Source organism: Natrononativus sp. DTA114 (assembly GCF_059736515.1).
The window spans coordinates 657,482-677,831 of sequence record NZ_JCASSN010000003.1 but is presented as its reverse complement, the minus strand read 5'-3'; the positions used below and the strand labels follow the sequence as shown (position 1 = coordinate 677,831).

Below are 20,350 nucleotides of genomic sequence, written 5' to 3'. Positions count from 1 at the left end.
TCCTCTTATGAAGGAGTCGCTGCTGTCGATCCTCTGCTGTCCGCTGGATAAACACGAGCTGGAACTCGAGGACGCCGAGTACGACGAGAACGACGAGATCGTCTCCGGGACGCTCGTCTGTAGCGAGTGCGGCGAGCACTACCCGATCGAGGACGGCATCCCGAACCTCCTGCCGCCGGACATGCGCGAAGAGACGCCTGCCTGATAGAATCGTGTCGGGGGAGGAAGTCACCGTTTCGATCAATCGCGGGGAAACCGGCGCCATCGAGGCCGACGTCACCGACCTCGAGGTGCGCGAGTCGTTCGAACTCGTTCTGGAAACTCACGGCGGTCCCGCCCACGTCCATTGTCGGCTTACCGACGACCTGGAGCGAGCGGCCAGAATCGAGCAACCGAACTACTACGTCGAACCCGACGAGAAGACGTACGTTCCAGTCACCGTCGGTGACGTTCCCAGGGAGGTGCGAGGGCGACTCGAGGTGTCGACGGGCTACGGTGCGTCGTCGGTTCGCATCAGGGTGACGGTCGTCCCCGGCGGGCCGGAAGTCGAGGTCGACGAGCGCCTGGCCGAACCCCAGCAGCGGGAACCCGAGCGAGCGGGGTCGAACGGCGCCCTCGCCGGCGTCGATCCGGCGGTGATCGGCGTGATCGCCCTGGGGCTGGTTGCGCTCCTGATCGCGGCGGGAATGGCGGTGCTCGTCGGCGGACTCGTCGGGTTCGTCGGCTTTCTGATCGCCGCGGTCGGGATCGTCGCCGCGGCCGCGTTGCTGGCGCGGTGACTCGAGAGACGCCGAATTGTGTGGGCTGTCAGTCGTCTTCGCTCGAGTCCACGCCACAGAGATTCCCGTCCTCGTCGACCCGCTTCGCGCGCAGGTACCGCGCCCGGTAGCGGTTCGCGCCGTCGCCGAGGTCGGCCTCGCGGATCTCGTCGATCCGGCCGTCGGCGACGGCGTCGAGCAGCGCCTCGAACTGGTTCTTCTCGCTCGTCGTCAGCTCGAACTCCCAGGTCTTCTCGCTCTCGGACTCGAGGATCGCCCACTTGCGGGCGGCGGCGATGACGAGCGAGCACGGCTCCCGACAGGGGAAGGCACCGTCGCCGCCGTCAACGGCGATCTCGTCGCCCGCCTCGTACTGCCACTCCCGGCGCTTGAGACACTGCGAGTCGACGCAGCAGGCCTCGGTGACCCACTCGAGGGCCTCGCGGGGGAGTTCGTCGACCACGTCGTAGATCCCGGTCTGGCGTTCTGCGGTCTCGAGCCAGTGGTCGACGTCGAGGTTCCCCTGCAGTTCGCGGTGCCAGTTGGCGACGGTGGCCGGGTAGAAGATCCCAACGAGTCGGTGGAGTTCCTCGGCGGAAAGAGCGGGGAACACCCAGCCGTCTGGGAGGGTAGGCGCGGTCTTCAGCGGCCGGTAGCGCCCCTTCTCGTCGTCGGTCGCGATCGCTCGAGCCTCGCGGGGCTCGTGGTGGGCCTCGAGGGCGGTCGCCGGCGTCCCGGCGTCGTCGACGTGAGACACCCGGTAACCCCGCGTGCCGTGGTCGACCGCCGCCTCGGTCACGTCGTCTGCGCTCGTCTCGCCCGCGAGAGTGGCCGTGACGCGTAACTCCCCCCACGTTCGTTCGATTCCCGACTCGAGGGCGCGGTAGCGCTCGAGGGGGTCGACGATCGGTTCGTCGCCGCTCTCGTGGTCCGTGCGGCTGTCGACGTCGACGGCCTCGAGGGGCGCGCGCTCACACCACCGCAAGAACGCCCGTCTGGCGGTTCCGCCGCCGCCGACATCGTCCCAGAACCGCCAGTTGCTGGCGTACTCCGGAAACTCCTCGAGCGTGCGCCGGAACTCCTCTCCGGAGAGCCCGGTGCGCCGGAGCGTCGGCGTCTCGAACAGGTAGCCGTCGTCGCGTTCCTCGAGTCGAAGGCCGTCGAAATCCACGCCGTCACTCGCGGCCTCGAGGAGGTCGTCAGCGGTCGTCTGTTCGAACATCTCAGTCACCCGCCAGCGGCGTGCCGCCCGTCTGCTCGCGAACGCGCTCGATGGCGTCGTCCACGTCGGCTCCGGCGTCGGCCGCCCGCTCGAGCAGGACGTCGGCCAGCAGCTCCTCGGTGCCGACCGCGCCGGCGTACCAGATCCTGGTGCCGTCGACATCGCCGGGGACGTCCCAGCCGGTTCGGTAGTCGTCGGTCAGCCCCATGTCCTCGGGGATGTCCTCCTGGGTGTGGAAGCCGTCGGCGATAAATAGCGGGACGACGATGACGTCGTCGCTCTCGAAAAAGTCGGTGACGTCGTCGACCTCCGGCTCCTCGTCCATGAACAGCGCCCGGACCTCGTCGAAGCGCCCCCGCTCGCGGATGCGTTCGGTGTGGTACTCGATGGCCTTCGCGCTGTTCTCATTGCGGTCGGTGCCGTGGCCGACGACCGCGAGGCCGAACCCGTCCCCGACCTCGGGGTCGCCCGTCACGCTCTCGGCCCGCTGGACGATCACGTCCGTCATCGCGTCGTGGGTGCCGACCGGGCCGCAGTAGTGGACCGTCTTCTCGACGTCGCCGGCCTCGAGGGTCACCTCGGAGGCGTCGGTGCCGTCGGACTCCCACTTTTCGGGGTCCCAGCCCGCGAGGCGGAGCTCGCGGGGGATCACCCGCTCGGTGAAGTAGCCCTCGCTGATAAACAGCGGCACGACGAATACCTCGTCGGACTCGACGGTGCGGAGCACCTCGCGGAACGAGGGCTCTTCCTTCCAGAACGCCTCGCGGACCTCGTCGAAGGCGCCCGCCTCGCGGATCGTGTCCGCGTGGTCGTACGTCGGCTGTGCCGAACCCGGATTCAGGTGCGATCCGTGAGCCACGATGACCAGCGCTTGCATGCGTGGAGGTTGGGACGGGTGCGGTTTATCGACTTCGCCTACGGCGCGAGTCGCCGGGGACGACCCGGTCGCGCAGGTTTCGACTACCTGACAACCCCGTAACTATAGTATCGGTCGAACCGAGTCGGAAACGTGAACGATCTCGCTCGCGGGATGGTCGTCCCGTTCTTCGTCTTTCTGTGTCCGATGGTCTGGTACAGCAACCGGAATCTGACGACCGACGCGCTCCCGCCGCGCGTCGAGCCGTCGCCGGAACTGCTCCTCGCTGCGCTCGCCGCAGCCGTCGCTTCCGCCGCGGTGCTCGCCGCCGTGCTCGTCGTCCTCGACCGCCGGGTGTTCGCCGACCCGTCCGGCGATCGACAGCGACTCGTCCTCGAGCCGGACGACCGGACGCTCGCCGTCTTTCTCGCCGAAATCTCGCTGCTTCTCCTCTGGGCGGTTCCCGGACTCGCCGGTATCGGCCCCGCTCTTCTCGAGGTCGCTCTCGCGCCGCTGGTGGTGCTCTTCGGCCTGCCGCTGTTCGTCGTCCTGGCGCTGGCGCTCGAGGCCTCGCCCGGCGCCCACGTCGCGTTCGTGCTGGCGCTGATGGCCGTCCCCGTCTGGATGGCGTTTCTCGCCCGGATCGGGGCCGACCGTCTCGAACGCCGGCTCACCTGAACCGGAGGAACTGCCGGTCGTCCGCGCGCTCTCCGCTGGCGGGGTAGACGACGAGGAAGTTGCCGTCCGTGAGCTCCGAAATCCGCTTTGGGACCGTCTGGAGCGCCGGCTGCCAGCCGACCGCGTCCCGGCGGGCGCTCATCGCCACGACGAGATCCGTCCTCGCCACCGATCCCTCCAGTTCCTCGACGACGGCGTCGTAGGACGGGGCGCCCTCGAACGTCGCCGGAGCCTCGAGATCGACGTCTGCGAACCGTCGTTCGTAGGCCTCGGGATCGCCGTCGACGACGACGACCCGAATCGGCGCGCCGACCTGTTCGGCAACGCGACCGATCGCGTGAACGGCTTCGGCGAAGCCCTCGTTGTGCGCGATCGCCGACGGGAGGACGAGCACGACCCGTTCCGTCGTGTTCAGGGGTTCGCGAACGCGGGCGACGAGAACGAGCAGCCCGGTACGAGTGAGCACCCGGTCGATCACGTCGCCGAACACCCGCTGGGGCCGCGTCGCGGCTCCGTCCCAGCCGATGATCAGCGTCGTAATTCGGTTCTCGAGCACCGCCCGGACGATGCCCGAGGCGACGTTCTGCTCGATCCGCGCCTGCGACCGGACGGGGACGTCGGCGCCGGCGGTGTACGCCTCCGTCTCCGCGAGGTCGGCTTCGATCGCCGCGAGTTCGGCCTCCGTGTCGGCCGCGGGTCGGGCGACGGTCAGGGTGTACAGGGGCTCGAGCGAGCGCTCCTCGCGGACGAGCAAGCCGAGGTCGAGCAGCCGCTCGCGGAACTCGGAGTGACGCGAGAAGGGGATCAGCACGCGCTGGGAGACGGCGCCCGGGTCGTACGCCCGGCGATCGCGGGTCCGCGCGAGCGCCCGCCCCGCGCGGTCGACGACGGCCGGACTGAGGAGGCTCGCCGCGAGGATGAGGACGATCACCGCGTTGAGCATGGCCTCGCCGAACAACCCCGCCTCGAAGCCGATCAGGACGATCGCGAGCGCCGCGGCGGCCTGGCCCAGTGAGAGGCCGAACATCGTCATCGTCTGATCGTGCGAGTAGTCGTACAGTTCGGCGGTGAGCCACGCGGCGGCGTACTTCGTGACCACGACGAGGACGACGAACGCCGTCGCGATAGCGAGCACCTCGAGGCCCGCCGTCAGGACGCGGACGTCGACGAGCATCCCCACCGACAGCAGGAAGAAGGGGATGAACAACGCGTTGCCGACGAACTCGATACGGTTCATCAGCGGCCCGCTCCGGGGGACGAGCCGGTTGAGGACGAGCCCCGCGAGGAACGCGCCGATGATCGGCTCGACCCGGGCGACCTCCGCGAGGTAGGCGCAGACGAACAGCACGGCCATCACGAACAGGAAGTCGAAGTAGCTCTCCTCGTCGACGGTGCGGAAGAACCACCGGCCGATCCGGGGCACGACGAGCCAGACGCCGGCGAAGAACAGGGCGAGTCCGCCGAACAGTTCGAGCCAGAATCTGCCGCCGATGTGGCCGCCGTCGGCGGCGATCACCACGGCGAGGACGAGCAGCGCGAGCGTGTCGGTGACGATCGTCCCACCGACCGTGACGGTGACGCTCTCGTCGTCCCTGATCCCCAGCGAGTTCACGACCGGATAGGCGAGGAGCGTGTGCGAGGCGAAGATCGCCGCGAAGAGCAGCGCCGCGGGAAGCGAGAGACCCAGTACGGCGGTACCGACGACGGTCCCGACCGTCTGGGGAACGGCGAACGAGAGCAGTCCGAACACGAGGCTGCGGTTCCGGTACTCGAGAAACCGGTTCAGGTTGATCTCGAGGCCCGCGACGAACATCAGGTAGACCAGGCCGACCTCCCCCAGGAGGACGATCGTCGCGTCGCGCTCGAGGACGGCGAACCCGTTGGGACCGACCGCCGCACCCACGAGGATGACGCCGACGATGCCGGGGAGCCGGTAGCGCTGGAAGACCAGCGGCGCCGTCAGGAAGACGATCATCGCCAGCCCGAAGATGAGGATCGGGTCCTCCACGGGTAGTCCGACGGCCGCTGCGATCGAGCCGCTCTCGCCGGTCGTCACTCTCCGACCACCCGCGGGCGGCCCGCCTCGCGCTGATCGTGTCCGATCATTCCCTCGCTACCGCTCCGTGATTCGCCCGTGATCGAACCGCTCGTCCTCGAGTAACCGCCCTCGTGCGTACCCGCGGCTATCCGACGCGACCGTAAGCACGACGACGTCCGTCTCGGTCAGCCGCTCGCACGTCGTGGCGTTCTCGAGTGCGGCCGTCGACAGCACCGACCCGCCGAACGGCGCGGGAACCGTCATAGGGTCGTCTGCACTGGGAGCGATGGTAAAGGTTCGGACGGTGACACCGTCCGAGAACGGCCCCGGAGCGGCTACTCCTCGGCGCGTTCGTGCGTCCCCGACCCGCCGGTGACCAGCACCGGAATCGGTGACAGTCGTACGAGCGCGTCCGCCGTACTGCCCAGAAGCGCCCGCCTGAACGCCGACCGACCGCGTGCGCCGACCACGATCACCGACAGGTCGTGTTCGTCGGCGTACTCGAGGATCTCGTCGTGTGGAACCCCCGATCGGAGCGCCGTCGTGACCGAGATCCCGGCGTCGTTCGCGGCCGCGTCGACCGCCGCCAGCGCCGCCTCGCCGTCCGCTCGCAGCCGTCGCTCGAGCTCCCGAGAGTCGACGATCGCGCTGTCGTACGCAGTTCGCGTCTCGACGACGGAAACGGCGTGCAGCGGGACCGCGAGGCGGCTGGCGAGTTCGACCGCGTGTTCGATGGCACCGCCGGCGTCGTCGCTACCGTCGGTCGCGACGAGGATCGAGTCGTACACGACTTCCCTACGGGAGCCGAGTAGAAAGCGCTATCACCCGGGCCAGGGGATCGAGACGACGCCGGCACCGTGGCGGCCGAACGACGGCTCACGGGTTCGCCACTGACGGTGCTGAACCGCCGACTCACTTCAGGCGTTCCTGCAAGAACGAGGGATGGGCCGCAGTAACGCCGTCGACCGCGAGGATCCGTTCGGAGATGATTTCGCCGAGAGCGTCGCCGTCGGCGGCGCGGACCTCTGCCATCAGCATGTGGTCGCCGCTCGAGCTGTACAGCGACTCGATCTCCGCGAGTTCCTTGAGCGCCTTCGTCGCCTCGACGTAGCGCTCGCTGGCGACGTCGATCCCGACGAGGGCGATGGTCTGGCTCGAGAGCTTCTTCGGGTCGACGTCGGCCGAGTAGCCGACGATGACGCCGTCCGCTTCGAGCTGTTTGATGTACTTCCGCACCGTCGGCTTGGAGACGTCCGCCCGCGTGGCTATTTCGGCATAAGAGGCCTGGGCATCCTCCTCTAACACCTCGAGGATGCGATCTTCCGTAGACTGACTGCTCATACCGGTATCTCTTTCCCCGTCGGGAAAATATCTTTTGTATTCGAAAACGACGAGTACAGGTTCGAAAGTCAACGGGTTATAGTAGCCACTGAAAGTCAATGCGCACCCGATCGCACGACAGCGCTGCGATCGGTGTGCAAATCGTTTCAGTTGTTACTAACTGTGTGCCCGATTCCCGGAACCGGTCCGTGATCGTCGGACTTATTCTCCCGCTGTCCCCACTCTCGGCCGATGGTCGACTACTCCCTCGTCAGCGGCGGGGTCTGGCTGGTCTGCGGGCTCGCGATCTGCTATCTCGGCTACCTGATCGCGATCCGGGGACGAGCGGACCTCCACGCCAACTACGACGAGTCCGTCGACCCGGAATACGCCTCCCGCTGGGCCGGCGGTACCGCGCTGGTGATGGGCGGGGTCGTCATCGCCTACGCGGTCCGCGAGATGCTGTTCGGCTGGCACCCGACCGCACTCGGAGCGCTCATCGTCACGCTGTTCGCCCTCGCGTACCTCTCGAAGCTCTTCGCTCGAGGGTGGCCCGTTCACTCGAGCTTTCGCCAGAAACGCGGGACCGACGAGGACGTCTGAGTCAGGCCGCTTTGCCGGGCCACACCCAGAAGAACAGGTAGATACCGATCCCCAGATAGAGCGTCCAGAGTCCGAGCACGGGCGCGGTGAGTATCGCGAGCGGGTAGAGGAAAAACCCCGGCGGGACCGACGACTCGTACTTGTTTCCGATATCGACCGGAATCGCGACCAGGGAGAGAACCGCCAGCGGGAGAATGCCCAACAGCAATGCGACCTCAAGCATCCACGACGGGACTTCACCGCCTCTGGCGAAGAAATCGACGCAGAGGGCGATCCAGGCACAACACGCGGGGAGATACCACCAGCGGCGCTGTCCTGCCGTAAACTCGCCGAACATCTCAGCGACCGACCGCGGTGACGCCGCCTGACCCATACAGAGGAGTAGCGACACCATCTCATAGTCGTGTCTATTCTCCAACCACACTGGAGTCCTCGGGAGCACGACTCGAGCGACGAAACCTGTCGGTTCCCGACACGGATCACGTCCGAGAAAATCGACGGTAAAAACGGGCCGCAGTTACTTGTGACGCTCGAGCAGGTCGTAGCTGCGCTCCCACTCGTAGTCGTCGTCGAAGTAGCGCTCCGCCAGCGGCTCCTCGGGCATCTCGCCGAGTTCCTTCTTCTCGTCCTGGTAGGACGGGCGCTCGTCGACGAAGTACCGGCCGGTGAGGACGGTGCCCTCGTGGAGCGCGTTTTCGGTTTCGAACATCATCTCCTGGGCCTCCTGGCGGTCGTGGACGTCGAAGTCGTAGTCGTCGGACTCCTGGACGTCGACGTAGGGGACGTACTGGCGGGCGTCCTTGTTCCAGGTCGGACACTGGGTCAGGAAGTCGATGTGGGCGAAGCCGTCGTGCTCGATGGCCTCCTTGATGATCTCTTTCGCCTGGTTCGGGTTCACCGCCGCGGTGCGGGCGATGTAGGTCGCACCCGAGGTCAGCGCGAGCGAGAGCGGCCGAATCGGCGACTTGGCGTTGCCGTGGGGCGTCGTCTTCGATTTATGCCCCTTCGGGCTCGTCGGCGAGGTCTGGCCCTTCGTCAGGCCGAAGACCTCGTTGTTGAACACGATGTAGGTGATGTCGTGGTTCTCTCGAGCCGTGTGCATGAAGTGGTTGCCGCCGATCCCGTAGCCGTCGCCGTCGCCGCCGGCGGCGATCACTTCGACGCCGTCGTTGGCGAGTTTGGCGGCACGGGCCACAGGCAGCGAGCGGCCGTGGATCGTGTGGAATCCGTACGTTTCGAGGTAGCTGTTCAGCTTGCCCGAACAGCCGATCCCGGTCACGGTGAGCACCTCGTCGGGCGTCTTGCCGATCTCCGGGAGGGCTTGCTTCAGCGCCTTGAGGACGCCGAAGTCGCCACAGCCCGGACACCAGGTCGGCTGGGGCTCGAGACCGGGCGTGAACTCGTCACGGTCGATCTCGCGTTCTTCTCCGATTGCGTTGAATGCACTCATGATTAGTCACCTGCTGCGGGTTCGATGCGAACCTGTGCGCTCGGCTCCTCGTCGGAGCCGTTGACGTTCAGTTCGTAGCCCTCGACGATCTCGGCGGGCTCGAACGGGTTGCCGTTGTACTTGAGCAGACTCGTGAGTTTGTCGCCGTAGCGGCCGAGTTCCTTCTGGATCAGACCGCGGAACTGGGCGGTGGCGTTCATCTCGACGACCATCGCCTGGTCGACGCTCTCTACGAACTCCGTGATCTCGTTCTCGGGGAACGGCATCATGTCGGAGACGCCGATACCCTTGACGGCGTGGCCGTCGTCGTTGAGTCGGGCGACGGCCTCCTCGACGACGCCCTGGGAGGAGCCCCAGGTGATGACGCCGAAGTCGGCTTCTTCGTCGCCGAAGTAGGTCTGGTTCGACTCGTGTTCTTCGTCGAGTTCCTCGCGGATGGCCTCGAGCTTCTGGATCCGCCGTTCCATCTGGAAGACGCGGTTGTCCGGGTCCTCGCTGATGTGGCCCTCGGGCGTGTGCTCGTTACCCGTCGCGAGGTAACGACCGCCCTGCTGGCCCGGCAGCGAGCGCGGGCTAACGTGGTCGTCGCCCTCGGGTTCGTGCTGGAAGCGGTGGAACTTCCCGGAGGCGTCGTGGGCTGCCTCCGCGAGTTCCTCCTCGGTGAGCGTCGAGCCTAGATCCGGCGCGGGCTCGCGGTCGAAGAAGCTCACGTCGACGTTCGTGTTCTCGCCGGAGAGCTTCTGGTCGTAGATGATGATCGAGGGGATCTGGTACTCATAGGCGATGTGGAAGGCGAGTCGGGTCTGCTCGTAGGCCTCCTCGACGTTCCCCGGCGCGAAGACGACCCGCGAGGAGTCGCCCTGGCTCGTGTAGAGGACGAACTCGAGGTCGCCCTGCTCGGGCTTCGTCGGCATCCCGGTCGAGGGGCCGGCGCGCATCGACTCGAGCAACACGATCGGCGTCTCGGTCATCTCCGCGAGGCCGAGCGGTTCGGACATCAGCGCGAAGCCGCCGCCCGAAGAGCCGGACATGGCCTTCGCGCCGGCGTGGCTCGCACCGACCGCGAGCGCCGCGGCGGCGATCTCGTCTTCGACCTGCTCGGAGATCCCGCCGATCTCCGGCAGGTTCTGGGACATGATCGTGAAGACGTCCGTCCACGGCGTCATCGGGTAGCCGGCGATGAAGCGACAGCCGGCGTCGAGTGATCCGTAGGCGATCGCGTTCGAGCCCGACAGCAGCGCCTGCTCCTCGTCGTGCTCGCCCGTCGGCACGCGCAGGTCGTGCTCGAAGTCGTACTCCTCGGCCACTGTGTCGTGGGCCTCGTGAAGGATGTCCAGGTTCGCCTCGAGGATGTCACCGGACATGGCGTCTTCCATCAGGTCCTCGATGTGCGCGAGATCCATCTCGAGCAGCGCGGCAGTCGCGCCGACGCCAGCGGTGTTGCGCATGACCTCGCGGCCGTGCTCCTTGGCGAGCGAGCGCAGGTCGAGCGGGAAGACGTGCCAGTCGTTCTCCTCGGCGCGCTCCTCGAGGTTTAGTTCTGCGACGTCCTCCTCGCCAAGGAGGCCCTCGTCGTAGATGATGATCCCGCCCTCGCGGAGTTCGTTCAGGTTCTCAGAGAGCGGCTTGATCTCCTCGTTGCCGTAGTAGGCCTCTTCCTTCGGGTTCCGGGCGAAGGAGTCGCCCAGTGCCAGCAGGAAGTTGTAGCCGTCGCCCCGTGACTGTACCTCGTGCCCTGCTGCGCGGATCTCGACGTAGGTGTGGCCACCGCGGATCCGTGACGGATAGTGGCGGTGCGTAAAGACGTCGAGCCCCGAGCGCATCAGCGCTTTCGCGAAGTTCTGGCTCGTCGAGTCGATCCCGTCGCCGGAACCCCCCGCGATTCGCCAGATAAGTTCATCGTCGCTCATAGGTAGGATGTGGCCCTGGTAGGCCAGCGGTATCAGAATTTTCGGCTCACCGCGCCTAAAGCCTTTGCTATAGATTGCCATGTATCGATCGTGAAGAATGAACAACCATCCACTTTCCAGCCGCTCGAGTGGAGTTTTACGGGAAATGACGTGAATGTAGACTGATTTGTTTCCGCGACCCGAACCGGCACGATCCCGCTCGCCCGGGTGGTACTACTCAGTTCGTGGGTTACTCGGATGGTAGTCGGTGTCGTACTCACCCGGCCGTCCGTCGACTCTGTCGGGATTCAGCCGTCCCGAGAGCAGCATGAAATCCACCAGCGTCAGCGCCAGCATCGCCTCGACGACGGGGACACCTCGAGGCGGCAATACCGGGTCGTGGCGACCGATCACCTGGGCGTCGTCGACGACCTCGCCGGTCTCCCAGTCGACCGTCTGCTGTTCTTTCGGGATCGACGTCGGCGCGTGGAGGGTGACCTCGCCGTAGATCGGTTCGCCCGAACTGATGCCGCCCTGGATGCCGCCGTGGTCGTTCTCCGCGGGAACCGGGTTCCCCTCGGAATCGAACTCCCAGTCGTCGTTTCGCTCACTGCCCGTATACTCGCTGGCCTCGGCTCCAAGGCCGAACTCGAAGGCGGTCGTCGCCGGCACCGCCATCATGGCCTGCCCAAGCCGCGCCGAGAGCGAGTCGAACCGCGGCGCGCCCAGCCCCACGGGAACGCCGCGAGCCTCGAAGTAGATCGAGCCGCCGATGGAGTCGCCCGCCTCCTGGTACTCCTCGATTAGCTCCTGCATCTCCTCGGCGGTTTCGGGATGAGCGCAGCGGACGTCGTTCTCCTCGCTGTGTGCGAGCATCTCCTCGAAGCTCACCTCGGGGGCCTCGATGTCGCCGATCTGATTGACGTGGGCCTTCAGTTCGATCCCCTCGAGTGCGAGTAGCTTCTTCGCGATCGCACCGGCTGCCACCCAGTTGACCGTCTCTCGAGCGGAGGAGCGGCCGCCGCCGCCCCAGTTGCGCGTGCCGAACTTCGCGGAGTAGGTGAAATCACCGTGGCTCGGCCGCGGCGCGGTGATGAAGGGTTCGTACTTTCCGGAGCGAGCGTCCTTGTTCTCGATCACCATCCCGATCGGCGTTCCCGTCGTGTAGCCGTCCTGGATGCCGGATTTGATCGAAACCGCGTCGGGTTCGCCGCGGCTGGTCGTGATCATCGACTGGCCGGGTTTACGCCGGTCGAGGTCGGCCTGGATCTCGTCTTCGGTGAGTTCGAGCCCCGCCGGACAGCCCGACACCGTACAGCCCATCGCCTCGCCGTGGCTCTCGCCGAACGTGGTCACCTGAAAGAGGCGACCGAAGCGGTTGCCGTTCATTACTCCGGTGTGGGCGGGCCGTCCATTTATGCCTTACAATCGGTGCAAGAACCCGTGACGAGTCGATACGAAGGACGTCCAGAGTTGTCCGACCACCTCGATCGATACGGCGACGTACGTATCTCCGTTCACGTGCAGGCGGCGTCAGGCGTTCGAGCGTCCGGTGCGCTCGAGGTCGACACCCAGCCCCTCGAGGGCGTCGAAGAAGCCGGGGAACGAGACGTCGACGTGCTCTGCTCCCCGGATCGTCGTCTCGCCGTCGGCGACGAGTCCGGCGACCGCCAGCGACATGACGAGCCGGTGGTCGCCGCGGCCGTCGACGGTCGCCCCCTCGAGTCGCGAGTCGCCACCGTGGACCGTCAGGCTATCGCGTTCTTCGGTCGTCTCGACGCCCATCGCGCCCAGTTCCTCGGCCATCGCGCGCACGCGGTCGGTTTCCTTGTAGCGAACGTGTTCGGCGTTCGTGATCCGCGTCTCGCCGTCGGCAATCGCGCCGAGGGTCGCAATCGTCGGCAGGAGATCCGGCGTGTCCGCGACGGAGACCTCGATCCCCTCGAGTCCGTCGCCGGATACCTCGACGACGCCGTCCTCGCGGCGCCAGTCGACCGAGGCGCCCATTCGCTCGAGCACCTCGAGGATCGCGCTGTCGCCCTGCGCACTCGGATAGGCACCCTCGATTCGGACCGCCTCACCGTCGACCGCTGCGACGGCGCCCGCCGCCGCCAGGTAGGAGATCGACGAGAAGTCGCCGGGGACGTGGTACTCGCCGTCGGCGGGGTGGTATCGCTGGTCGCCGTCGACCGAAAAGCCGGACTCGGTTCGGCGGGCCTCGACGCCGAACGCCTCGAGCACCTCGAGCGTGATGTCGACGTAGGGGGCCGACTTGAGCGCGGTCTCGAGTTCGATCTCGAGGCCCGCCTCGGTCACCGCGCCGGCCATCAACAGCGCGGTGACGTACTGCGAGGAGACGTCGCCGGGGATCGACACCGAGCCACCGGTGATAGGGCCGGTAACGACCAGCGGTGCCTGGTCGTTGGCGCGGGTGCTCGTCGCGTTCCCGCCGAGGTCGGCGATCGCCTCGAGCAGCGGCCCCTGCGGACGCGAGCGCAGCGAGTCGTCCCCCGTAAGAACGGTCGTGCCGTCCGCCAGCGCCGCCGCCGCGGTGACCAGCCGCATCGTCGTGCCGCTGTTGGCGCAGTCGATGACGTCGGCGGGAACCGCGGGCCGACCCTCGAAGCCGTCGATCTCGAGGCTGCCGTCGGTCGCCCGTGAGACGTCGCCGCCGAAGAGCTCGACTGCACGCGCGGTTGCGCGCGTATCGGCGCTCCAGAGCGGGTCGTGGACGGTGGCACTCGAGGCGTAGCCCGATGCGAGAATCGCTCGGTGCGTGTAGCTCTTCGACGGCGGTGCGCGGACCCTCCCGCGAACGCGCGAGGGCGAGATCGTGACGTGCATGCTCGGCCTGTGGGTCGGCCACCCTATACCGCTACCGGTGGTGGCCAGTTCCGCAATCCACGCAATTATGTACTCACCACACACACCACGGTCCATGGACGTAGATCTCTCGGCGCTTCGCGAGCGGCTCTCGGTTCTCGAGGTCGACGGGTATCTCATCGACGACGACGCGTCGGACTCAGACCAGCGGTACGTCTCCGGTTTCGCCGCACCCGACGCCTACCAGACCCTCGTCACCGACGACGGCGTTCACCTCCTGGTGTCGGGCCTCGAGTACGGTCGCGCTCGAAAGGAGGCGAGCGCGGACTCGGTGACGCGGACGTCTGCCTACGAGATGGCCGCCCTTCGGGCGGAACACGGCGCATACGAAGGGAAATCCCGCGGGCTCGCGGCGTTTCTCGCCGACCACGACGTTACCGCTATCGCGGTTCCGCAGACCTTTCCGACGGGAACCGCGGACGGCCTCCGAGAGCAGGGTGTCGAGGTAACCGTCGAGCGCGACGGCGTCGTCACCGAGATTCGGGCGGTGAAGACCGCCGAGGAGATCGAACACATCCGTGAGACGCAGGCGGCGAACGAGGCGGCGATGGCCGTCGCTGAAGGGATGATCGCACGTTCGGAGATCGACAACGGCCTGCTGGTTCTCGACGGCGAGATCCTGACCAGCGAGCGAGTCACCGAAGAGATCGAGGTTACCCTGTTGCGCCACGGCTGTTCGCTCGACGAGACGATCGTCGCCGGGGGCGAACAGGGTGCGGATCCTCACGACCGCGGCAGTGGCCCGCTCGAGGCCCACTCCCCTATCGTCATCGACATCTTCCCGCGGGACAAGGAGACGAAGTACTTCGGAGACATGACCCGGACGTTCGTCCGCGGGGAACCGAGCGAGGAGGCGCGGCGGCGCTACGAGGTCACCCACGAGGCGTTCGATGCCGCCCTCGCAGCCGTCGAAGCCGGCGTGACGGGCGCCGATGTCCACGACGCGGCGTGCGACGTCATCGAAGAAGCCGGCTACGACAGTCTCCGCAGCGATCCGACGGCGGAGACGGGGTTCATCCACAGCACCGGCCACGGCGTCGGACTCGATATCCACGAACAGCCGAGTCTCTCTCCCCACGGCGAGGAACTCGAGGCAGGACACGTGATCACGATCGAACCGGGAATCTACGATCCCGCGGTGGGCGGCGTTCGGATCGAGGATCTCGTCGTCGTCACCGAAGGCGGCTACGAAAATCTGACGTCGTATCCGATTTCGATCGAACCGTCGGCCGGTGGCCGGTGAGCGGTCACGTGGTTTACTCACAGACCGATAGTATATAACCTGCATTAAATATAATGCCGACATACTATCTCTTTGAAAACCGTCCATCAGGTATATTGGTCAGTAGTGTGGAGTGGACCGAAGGGTGTCCGGGAACCGACTCGCCGACAGCTCCCGGGGGTCATAGCCATACTACAGGAACTATCATTTCGGGGAACGAGCGCGTGAACAGTAGATTAATACGCCAGAATACCGTACACAGAACCAACGAATCGAACAGTCGTCCGAACGGACCACCCCCACTGCCGGCATGAATACATCTGAGCTACTACACGATCACCTCGAGGACGCGTCGAACGTTCTCGTTTTGGCCCCGTTGACGCCTACTGGTAGCAACAGTTTTATCGATCTCGTCGCAGCAACGCCGCCGGGGGAGATGAACCTACTCGCGGTGACCTACACACAGCCCCCACACCTGTGGGTCGACGACTGGCAGGCGAACGTCGGTGAACTCCCCGCCGGTCTCTCGTTTATACACGCCGGGCAGATGCAGCCCTCCGTTTCGAAACTCGAGGAAACCGCTTCACGGCCGATCGAGACACAGGCGGTCGACCCCCGTGATCCGATGGAGATCATCGCACCCGTCGGCCAGCGGTTCGACGAGTGGAGGGACACCGGAAACCGAACCGTACTGTCGGTACAGACGCTAACGGTCCTTCTGGAGTACGTCGAGTTCGACACCGTGTTCCGGTACCTGCACATTTTGACCCACAAAGTTACCGCGAGCGGCGCGATCGGCTTCTATCAGGCCGACCCCGATCTCCACGATCAGGAGACGCTGAACACGCTGAAAGTACTGTTCGACGTCGTCGTCGAAGTCGACGACGGGGAGTGGGCCGTCTCCTCGCCCGGCGTCGACCCGGAGAAAACACCCGAGACGCAGCCACCCGCCTCGGAACCGCCGTCCCCAACCGACGTCGGTGCGGAGACGACCGACCACTCGGGCTCGGCTTCCCAGTCGACCGATTCGCCGACGGCGGCGTCCGACGGAGTGTCCACGCTGGATCGGTTCATGGCGCGCGTGCGAGGACTGTTTTCTGGCGGGTCGTCAGACACCGACGGAGCTGCGACCGACGACCCCGAGTCGGACTCCGAAACGCAACCGGCGACAGAGTCAGCGTCAGCGACTGCCGAAATCGAGGACGAGATGTTGCTTACCGACGATGAACGGATTCGACAGCTCCTCTTGCAGAGCGGCGGCCGGATGAAACAGACGGACATCGTCGCCGAAACCGACTGGTCCAGATCGTCGGTGAGCCGAAAGTTGTCCGCGATGGAAGAAAAGGGAATGATCACCCGCTTCCAGATCGGGCGCGGGAACCTCGTCTTCCTGAGCGGGTACGAACCCGACGCGGCCGACTCCCCGTACGAAGAGGCAACGAACTGACTAGTACGAGTCAAGTACCGACTCTTGTCAGAGGTGGATACAGTGTTCCACAGTAGTATACGCTCTACTCTTTGGTGGAGGATTCTCCGTGAACACACTGACTGCGAGCCAGACGGCCTGTGGCGGCCGATCTCAAACCGACCGTCGGTAGTACATAACCTACGATAAGTGAGACGATCCGAAAGGAGTCGAAACTATGAGGGGTCTATCGCAACCGACTGGATAGAAGCAATTAAATACTGCGACATATGATGCATATATTGTTCAATCAACTTCGGCCAGCAGGCGGTTATCGGCCGAGTCGAACCCAGTACGCATGTCAGATCCGACCGTCCTCGTCGTTGATGACGAGCCAGCTATCGCAGACGCCCATGCCCAGTGGCTCTCCGAAGAGTACACCGTGAAAACAGCGTACGACGGGGAACAAGCACTCGAGGTGATGGACGAGTCGATCGATGTCGTTCTTCTCGACCGTCGCATGCCGGGTATCTCCGGCGACGACGTACTCAGCACGATCCGTGATCACGGCTACGACTGTCGTGTCGCGATGGTCTCTGCCGTGGAGCCTAACTTCGACATCCTCGAACTCGGCTACGACACGTACCTCGTCAAACCCGTTTCGGAAGCCGAGCAGCTCCTCGAAACCGTCGAAACGCTGCTCCGGCGCTCTCAGTACGACGGCGAGATGCAGGAACTACTCGCACTCGCCTCGAAAAAGGGAACGCTCGAGGCGAAAAAGACCCAGTCGGAACTCGAAGAACACACCGAGTATCAGCGGCTTACGGACCGACTCGACACGCTCTACGAGCGTGTCTCCAGTACGACAGAGGATCTCGATGACGACGATTTGCGAGCGGAATTTTTCGAACTGAAGGGCTGATGTCGAACAGTGGACACCGATACGCATATGTCCCGCGGAACAAAATTCCGAGCTATTCAGAATGACAGATGAGCGAATATCAACCGGGACGGACGGATTAGACGGCATCCTCTACGGCGGCCTGATCCCCGGTCGAAGTTACCTCATTCGTGGCGATCCTGGCACCGGGAAATCGATTCTCGGTAGCCGATACCTCGAGAAGGGCATCGAAAACGGCGAGACCTCTCTGTACATCAACTTAGAGGAAACTGAGGGCGATATCAAACACAACGCCGAGATGGTCGGCATCGATCTCGAATCGGTTCACTTTCTGGATCTGAGTCCAGACTCGGACGTCTTCGTCGAGAAACAGACCTACGACATCTTCGAACCCAACGAGGTAGAAAAGGAGTCAGTGACGGAGGAAATCACCGAACACGTCGAGTCACTGATGCCAGATCGCGTCTTCATCGATCCGGTGACGCGGCTGCGCCACATCACCTCCGACGAGTTCCAGTTCCGCCAGCAGGTCATCTCGTTCATGCGGTTCCTCAAAGAGCAGGGGGCGACGGTGGTCTTCACCTCCCAGAACACGGAGTCGACGTCGGACGACGACCTGCAGTTCCTGACCGACGGCACGATTCAACTCGAACGGAGCGAGCACGGACGGACGATTACGGTCCCGAAGTTCCGGGGATCGGCCGTCAAGACCGGGACGCACACGTTACGGATCCGAGACGACGGACTCTCGATCTACCCCGAACTGAAACCGAGTTCGAACGTTCGAGAGTTCGAGGACGATACGCTCCCGTTCGGCGTCCCAGAAGTCGACGAGATGCTCAACGGCGGACTCGAGCGGGGGACGGTGACGATCATCAGCGGGCCGACCGGTGTCGGCAAGACGACGACCGGAACCCAGTTTATGAAGGAAGCAGCCGGCCGGGGGGAGCGCTCGACGATCTACATGTTCGAGGAGACGAAACGCACCTTCTTCGAGCGGGCGTCGAAGATCAACATGCCGATCGAACAGATGGCGGAGCAGGGACGCCTCGGGATCAAGGAGATCGAACCGCTCGATATGTCCGCCCAGGAGTTCGCCCAACAGGTCAAAACCGACGTCGAGGAGAACGATACGAGTATCGTGATGATCGACGGCATCGACGGCTACCGGCTCTCGCTTCGCGGCTCCGAGTCGGATATCGTCCGCAAACTCCACACGCTGGGTCGGTACCTGAAAAACGCCGGCGTCACCGTTATTCTCGTCGAGGAGGTTGGCACAGTTACCGGCGAGTTCGAGGCGACGAAACGCAACCTGAGCTATCTCGCCGACAACATTATCGTCCTTCGACATCTCGAGATCAACGGCGAGATGCGGAAAGCAACGGGTGTCCTGAAAAAGCGGACGAGCGACTTCGAGCGGACCCTCCGCGAGTTCAAGATCTCGGAACACGGACTCAAAGTTGGCGAGCCCCTGACCGGACTTCGCGGCATTCTGAGCGGACAACCACGGTGGATCGACGACGAGAACACGGGTCGGGAGGTCGGTCGCTGAACCCCTACTGGAGCGATGACCGATGAAGAAGCACACGACACCGGATGAACGGGAGTTCGAGGCGGCCGCTGGGCGCGTCCTCGTGTTGATCAAACACGGCCACAACCGCGAACTCCTGGTCGACTGGCTGAAAGCCACGTACGACGTCTCTGTATCTGTCTCGAGTGACGGAATCGACCAACCGTTCGATCTGTGTGTCGTTGATGAAGAGTCGTTCGTCCGGTACAACGAGGAGTTAGCCGAGCAAAAGCGACAGGACGCCCCGCGGTTCCTTCCGTATCTGATGGTGACGGCGACCGAGGAGACCGAGCGGGTGTCTGCAACCTGGGAGTTGATCGACGAGGTGGCGTCGATTCCGATCGAGAAAGCCGTGTTGAAAGCTCGCCTCGACGGCCTCTTGCGCCAGCGCTATCTCTCGACCGAACTGGACCAGCAAAAGCGCTTCAACGAACAGCGGTTTCGGTCGCTGTTCGAAACCGCACCCGATCCGGTGTTCGTTGTCGACAGCACCGGCCGTATACAGGACGTCAACGACGCGTTCTGTGAGCTGACTGGACTCACGCGGTCGGCGGTACTCGATCGCAGCCTCGAGAACTGTGAGGTGTTTCCCTCGGAGACGAGAAGCGAGTTGCTGGCCTCGACGGAGGGTGAGCCGATCGAACAGGCACGAACCGTTCGATACTATCCGACTACCGGCGGCTGTCGGTATGCGGAAGTGAGCACCACGGTCGTCTCAACGGCGGTCGCAGGCGACGTCGCCCTCTGTCTGTTACACGACGTCACCGATCGCGAACACCGCGAGCGCGAACTCGAGGAACAAAACCAGCGGCTCGACGAGTTCGCGAGCATGCTGGCCCACGAACTTCGCAACCCGCTCGGTATCGCTCAGGTGTATCTGAACATGGCGCGGGAGGGGGAGACGAGCGCCTTCGGACAGGTCGACGACGCGCTCGTCAGGATGGAGCGGATGATCGACGAATTACTCTCGCTCGCCCGGCGGGGCCGAACCGTCGGCGAAGTCAAGCCGACGGCGCTCTGTGAGATCGTCGAGGACGCCTGGGAACAGGTCGCCCCGTCGACGGCGACGCTCGAACTCGAACCGCTCGACCGGGAGGTACTCGGGAAGCCGGGGCCGCTCACGAAGGTGTTCAAAAACCTGTTCGAAAACGCGATCGAACACGTGGGTGCCGACGTGACGGTTCGCGTCGGTCTGACCGACGACGGCATCTACGTCGAAGACGACGGTCCCGGTATCCCCCCCGCCGATCAGAACGACGTCTTCGAGTCCGGGTATACGACCGCAGAGAACGGAACCGGTCTCGGACTGACGATCGTCGACCGGATCGTCTCGGCCCACGGCTGGGAGATCGACATCAGCGAGGCGTCGTCGGGGACGACGTTCAGGATCGATAGCGTCGAATTCGTCGACCGCACGGAGAGCGGCCAGCCCAGCTAACCGTCGACCGGTCGTCCGACGGAGCGCACGGATCATCGCTGCATCAGGATTCGGATGAACGCCCCCGAGTCCGGGCTATCGAACACCTTTTGCGAGGCCGGGCGATACGTATCGACA

At 64.8% G+C, this 20,350-nt stretch carries 20 protein-coding genes; 9 read left to right on the top strand and 11 right to left on the bottom strand.

The annotated features are described in order from the left end of the window. Nucleotides 1-7 precede the first annotated feature (7 nt). Both AC6I6S_RS13595 and AC6I6S_RS13590 read left to right on the top strand, forming a co-directional pair. On the top strand, nucleotides 8-205 hold the full coding sequence (locus AC6I6S_RS13595) for a methytransferase partner Trm112 (RefSeq protein ID WP_497950841.1): 198 nt from the start codon (nucleotides 8-10) through the stop codon (nucleotides 203-205). A gap of 7 nt (nucleotides 206-212) precedes the next feature. After that, nucleotides 213-779 carry a DUF7524 family protein gene (locus tag AC6I6S_RS13590; protein WP_497950840.1) on the top strand — a complete coding sequence of 189 codons (567 nt, stop codon included), beginning with the start codon at nucleotides 213-215 and terminating at the stop codon, nucleotides 777-779. 28 nt (nucleotides 780-807) lie between these two features. Here AC6I6S_RS13590 and AC6I6S_RS13585 read toward each other — a convergent pair whose 3' ends face one another. After that, the gene (locus tag AC6I6S_RS13585) at nucleotides 808-1,980 is read right to left on the bottom strand and encodes a DR2241 family protein (RefSeq protein ID WP_497950838.1); all 1,173 of its coding nucleotides are present in this window, start codon (nucleotides 1,978-1,980) and stop codon (nucleotides 808-810) included. Between the two features lies 1 nt (nucleotide 1,981). Beyond that, entirely contained in the window at nucleotides 1,982-2,857 is an 876-nt protein-coding gene (locus AC6I6S_RS13580; RefSeq protein ID WP_497950837.1) for a CbiX/SirB N-terminal domain-containing protein, read from the bottom strand. 132 nt (nucleotides 2,858-2,989) lie between these two features. On the opposite strand from AC6I6S_RS13580, the gene AC6I6S_RS13575 reads away from it, so the two are divergent. Further along, entirely contained in the window at nucleotides 2,990-3,514 is a 525-nt protein-coding gene (locus tag AC6I6S_RS13575; RefSeq protein WP_497950836.1) for a hypothetical protein, read from the top strand. On the opposite strand, the gene AC6I6S_RS13570 is transcribed toward AC6I6S_RS13575, so the two are convergent. From AC6I6S_RS13570 to lrpA1, 4 genes are all read right to left on the bottom strand, one after another. Beyond that, complete coding sequence (locus tag AC6I6S_RS13570) at nucleotides 3,507-5,489, bottom strand: cation:proton antiporter domain-containing protein (RefSeq protein ID WP_497951483.1); 1,983 nt, start codon at nucleotides 5,487-5,489, stop codon at nucleotides 3,507-3,509. The two genes, AC6I6S_RS13575 and AC6I6S_RS13570, sit on opposite strands and share 8 nt — an antisense overlap. Nucleotides 5,490-5,627: 138 nt before the next feature. Further along, nucleotides 5,628-5,816: a hypothetical protein gene (locus tag AC6I6S_RS13565; protein ID WP_497950834.1), complete on the bottom strand. Its 189-nt coding sequence runs from the start codon at nucleotides 5,814-5,816 to the stop codon at nucleotides 5,628-5,630. 71 nt (nucleotides 5,817-5,887) lie between these two features. Further along, nucleotides 5,888-6,340 (bottom strand): universal stress protein, encoded by a 453-nt coding sequence (locus AC6I6S_RS13560; RefSeq protein WP_497950833.1) that lies wholly within the window; start codon nucleotides 6,338-6,340, stop codon nucleotides 5,888-5,890. Between the two features lie 124 nt (nucleotides 6,341-6,464). Continuing rightward, nucleotides 6,465-6,893, bottom strand: coding sequence for an HTH-type transcriptional regulator LrpA1 (gene lrpA1, locus AC6I6S_RS13555; RefSeq protein WP_497950832.1), 429 nt, complete (start codon nucleotides 6,891-6,893; stop codon nucleotides 6,465-6,467). A 231-nt stretch (nucleotides 6,894-7,124) separates the two neighbouring features. On the opposite strand from lrpA1, the gene AC6I6S_RS13550 reads away from it, so the two are divergent. Further along, nucleotides 7,125-7,475, top strand: a complete 351-nt coding sequence (locus AC6I6S_RS13550) for a hypothetical protein (RefSeq protein ID WP_497950830.1) — start codon at nucleotides 7,125-7,127, stop codon at nucleotides 7,473-7,475. A gap of 1 nt (nucleotide 7,476) precedes the next feature. Here AC6I6S_RS13550 and AC6I6S_RS13545 read toward each other — a convergent pair whose 3' ends face one another. The 5 genes from AC6I6S_RS13545 to aroA all read right to left on the bottom strand — a co-directional run bounded on the left by AC6I6S_RS13545 (nucleotide 7,477) and on the right by aroA (nucleotide 13,658). Continuing rightward, nucleotides 7,477-7,848, bottom strand: a complete 372-nt coding sequence (locus tag AC6I6S_RS13545) for a hypothetical protein (RefSeq protein ID WP_497950829.1) — start codon at nucleotides 7,846-7,848, stop codon at nucleotides 7,477-7,479. Between the two features lie 144 nt (nucleotides 7,849-7,992). Continuing rightward, the gene (locus AC6I6S_RS13540; protein WP_497950828.1) at nucleotides 7,993-8,925 is read right to left on the bottom strand and encodes a thiamine pyrophosphate-dependent enzyme; all 933 of its coding nucleotides are present in this window, start codon (nucleotides 8,923-8,925) and stop codon (nucleotides 7,993-7,995) included. Between the two features lie 2 nt (nucleotides 8,926-8,927). Continuing rightward, nucleotides 8,928-10,835: a 2-oxoacid:acceptor oxidoreductase subunit alpha gene (locus AC6I6S_RS13535; protein ID WP_497950826.1), complete on the bottom strand. Its 1,908-nt coding sequence runs from the start codon at nucleotides 10,833-10,835 to the stop codon at nucleotides 8,928-8,930. A gap of 213 nt (nucleotides 10,836-11,048) precedes the next feature. Then, nucleotides 11,049-12,203: a chorismate synthase gene (aroC, locus tag AC6I6S_RS13530; protein WP_497950825.1), complete on the bottom strand. Its 1,155-nt coding sequence runs from the start codon at nucleotides 12,201-12,203 to the stop codon at nucleotides 11,049-11,051. Between the two features lie 144 nt (nucleotides 12,204-12,347). Then, the gene (aroA, locus tag AC6I6S_RS13525) at nucleotides 12,348-13,658 is read right to left on the bottom strand and encodes a 3-phosphoshikimate 1-carboxyvinyltransferase (protein WP_497950824.1); all 1,311 of its coding nucleotides are present in this window, start codon (nucleotides 13,656-13,658) and stop codon (nucleotides 12,348-12,350) included. A 94-nt stretch (nucleotides 13,659-13,752) separates the two neighbouring features. Here aroA and AC6I6S_RS13520 point away from each other — a divergent pair, with 94 nt between their 5' ends. The 5 genes from AC6I6S_RS13520 (at nucleotide 13,753) to AC6I6S_RS13500 (ending at nucleotide 20,233) form a co-directional block, all read left to right on the top strand. Then, entirely contained in the window at nucleotides 13,753-14,940 is a 1,188-nt protein-coding gene (locus tag AC6I6S_RS13520) for a M24 family metallopeptidase (RefSeq protein ID WP_497950822.1), read from the top strand. A gap of 289 nt (nucleotides 14,941-15,229) precedes the next feature. Further along, the gene (locus tag AC6I6S_RS13515) at nucleotides 15,230-16,366 is read left to right on the top strand and encodes a helix-turn-helix transcriptional regulator (protein WP_497950821.1); all 1,137 of its coding nucleotides are present in this window, start codon (nucleotides 15,230-15,232) and stop codon (nucleotides 16,364-16,366) included. Nucleotides 16,367-16,682: 316 nt separating this feature from the next. Then, the gene (locus AC6I6S_RS13510) at nucleotides 16,683-17,246 is read left to right on the top strand and encodes a response regulator (protein WP_497950820.1); all 564 of its coding nucleotides are present in this window, start codon (nucleotides 16,683-16,685) and stop codon (nucleotides 17,244-17,246) included. 61 nt (nucleotides 17,247-17,307) lie between these two features. Continuing rightward, on the top strand, nucleotides 17,308-18,777 hold the full coding sequence (locus AC6I6S_RS13505) for an ATPase domain-containing protein (RefSeq protein ID WP_497950819.1): 1,470 nt from the start codon (nucleotides 17,308-17,310) through the stop codon (nucleotides 18,775-18,777). Between the two features lie 22 nt (nucleotides 18,778-18,799). After that, nucleotides 18,800-20,233, top strand: coding sequence for a two-component system sensor histidine kinase NtrB (locus tag AC6I6S_RS13500; RefSeq protein WP_497950817.1), 1,434 nt, complete (start codon nucleotides 18,800-18,802; stop codon nucleotides 20,231-20,233). Nucleotides 20,234-20,350: the final 117 nt, after the last annotated feature.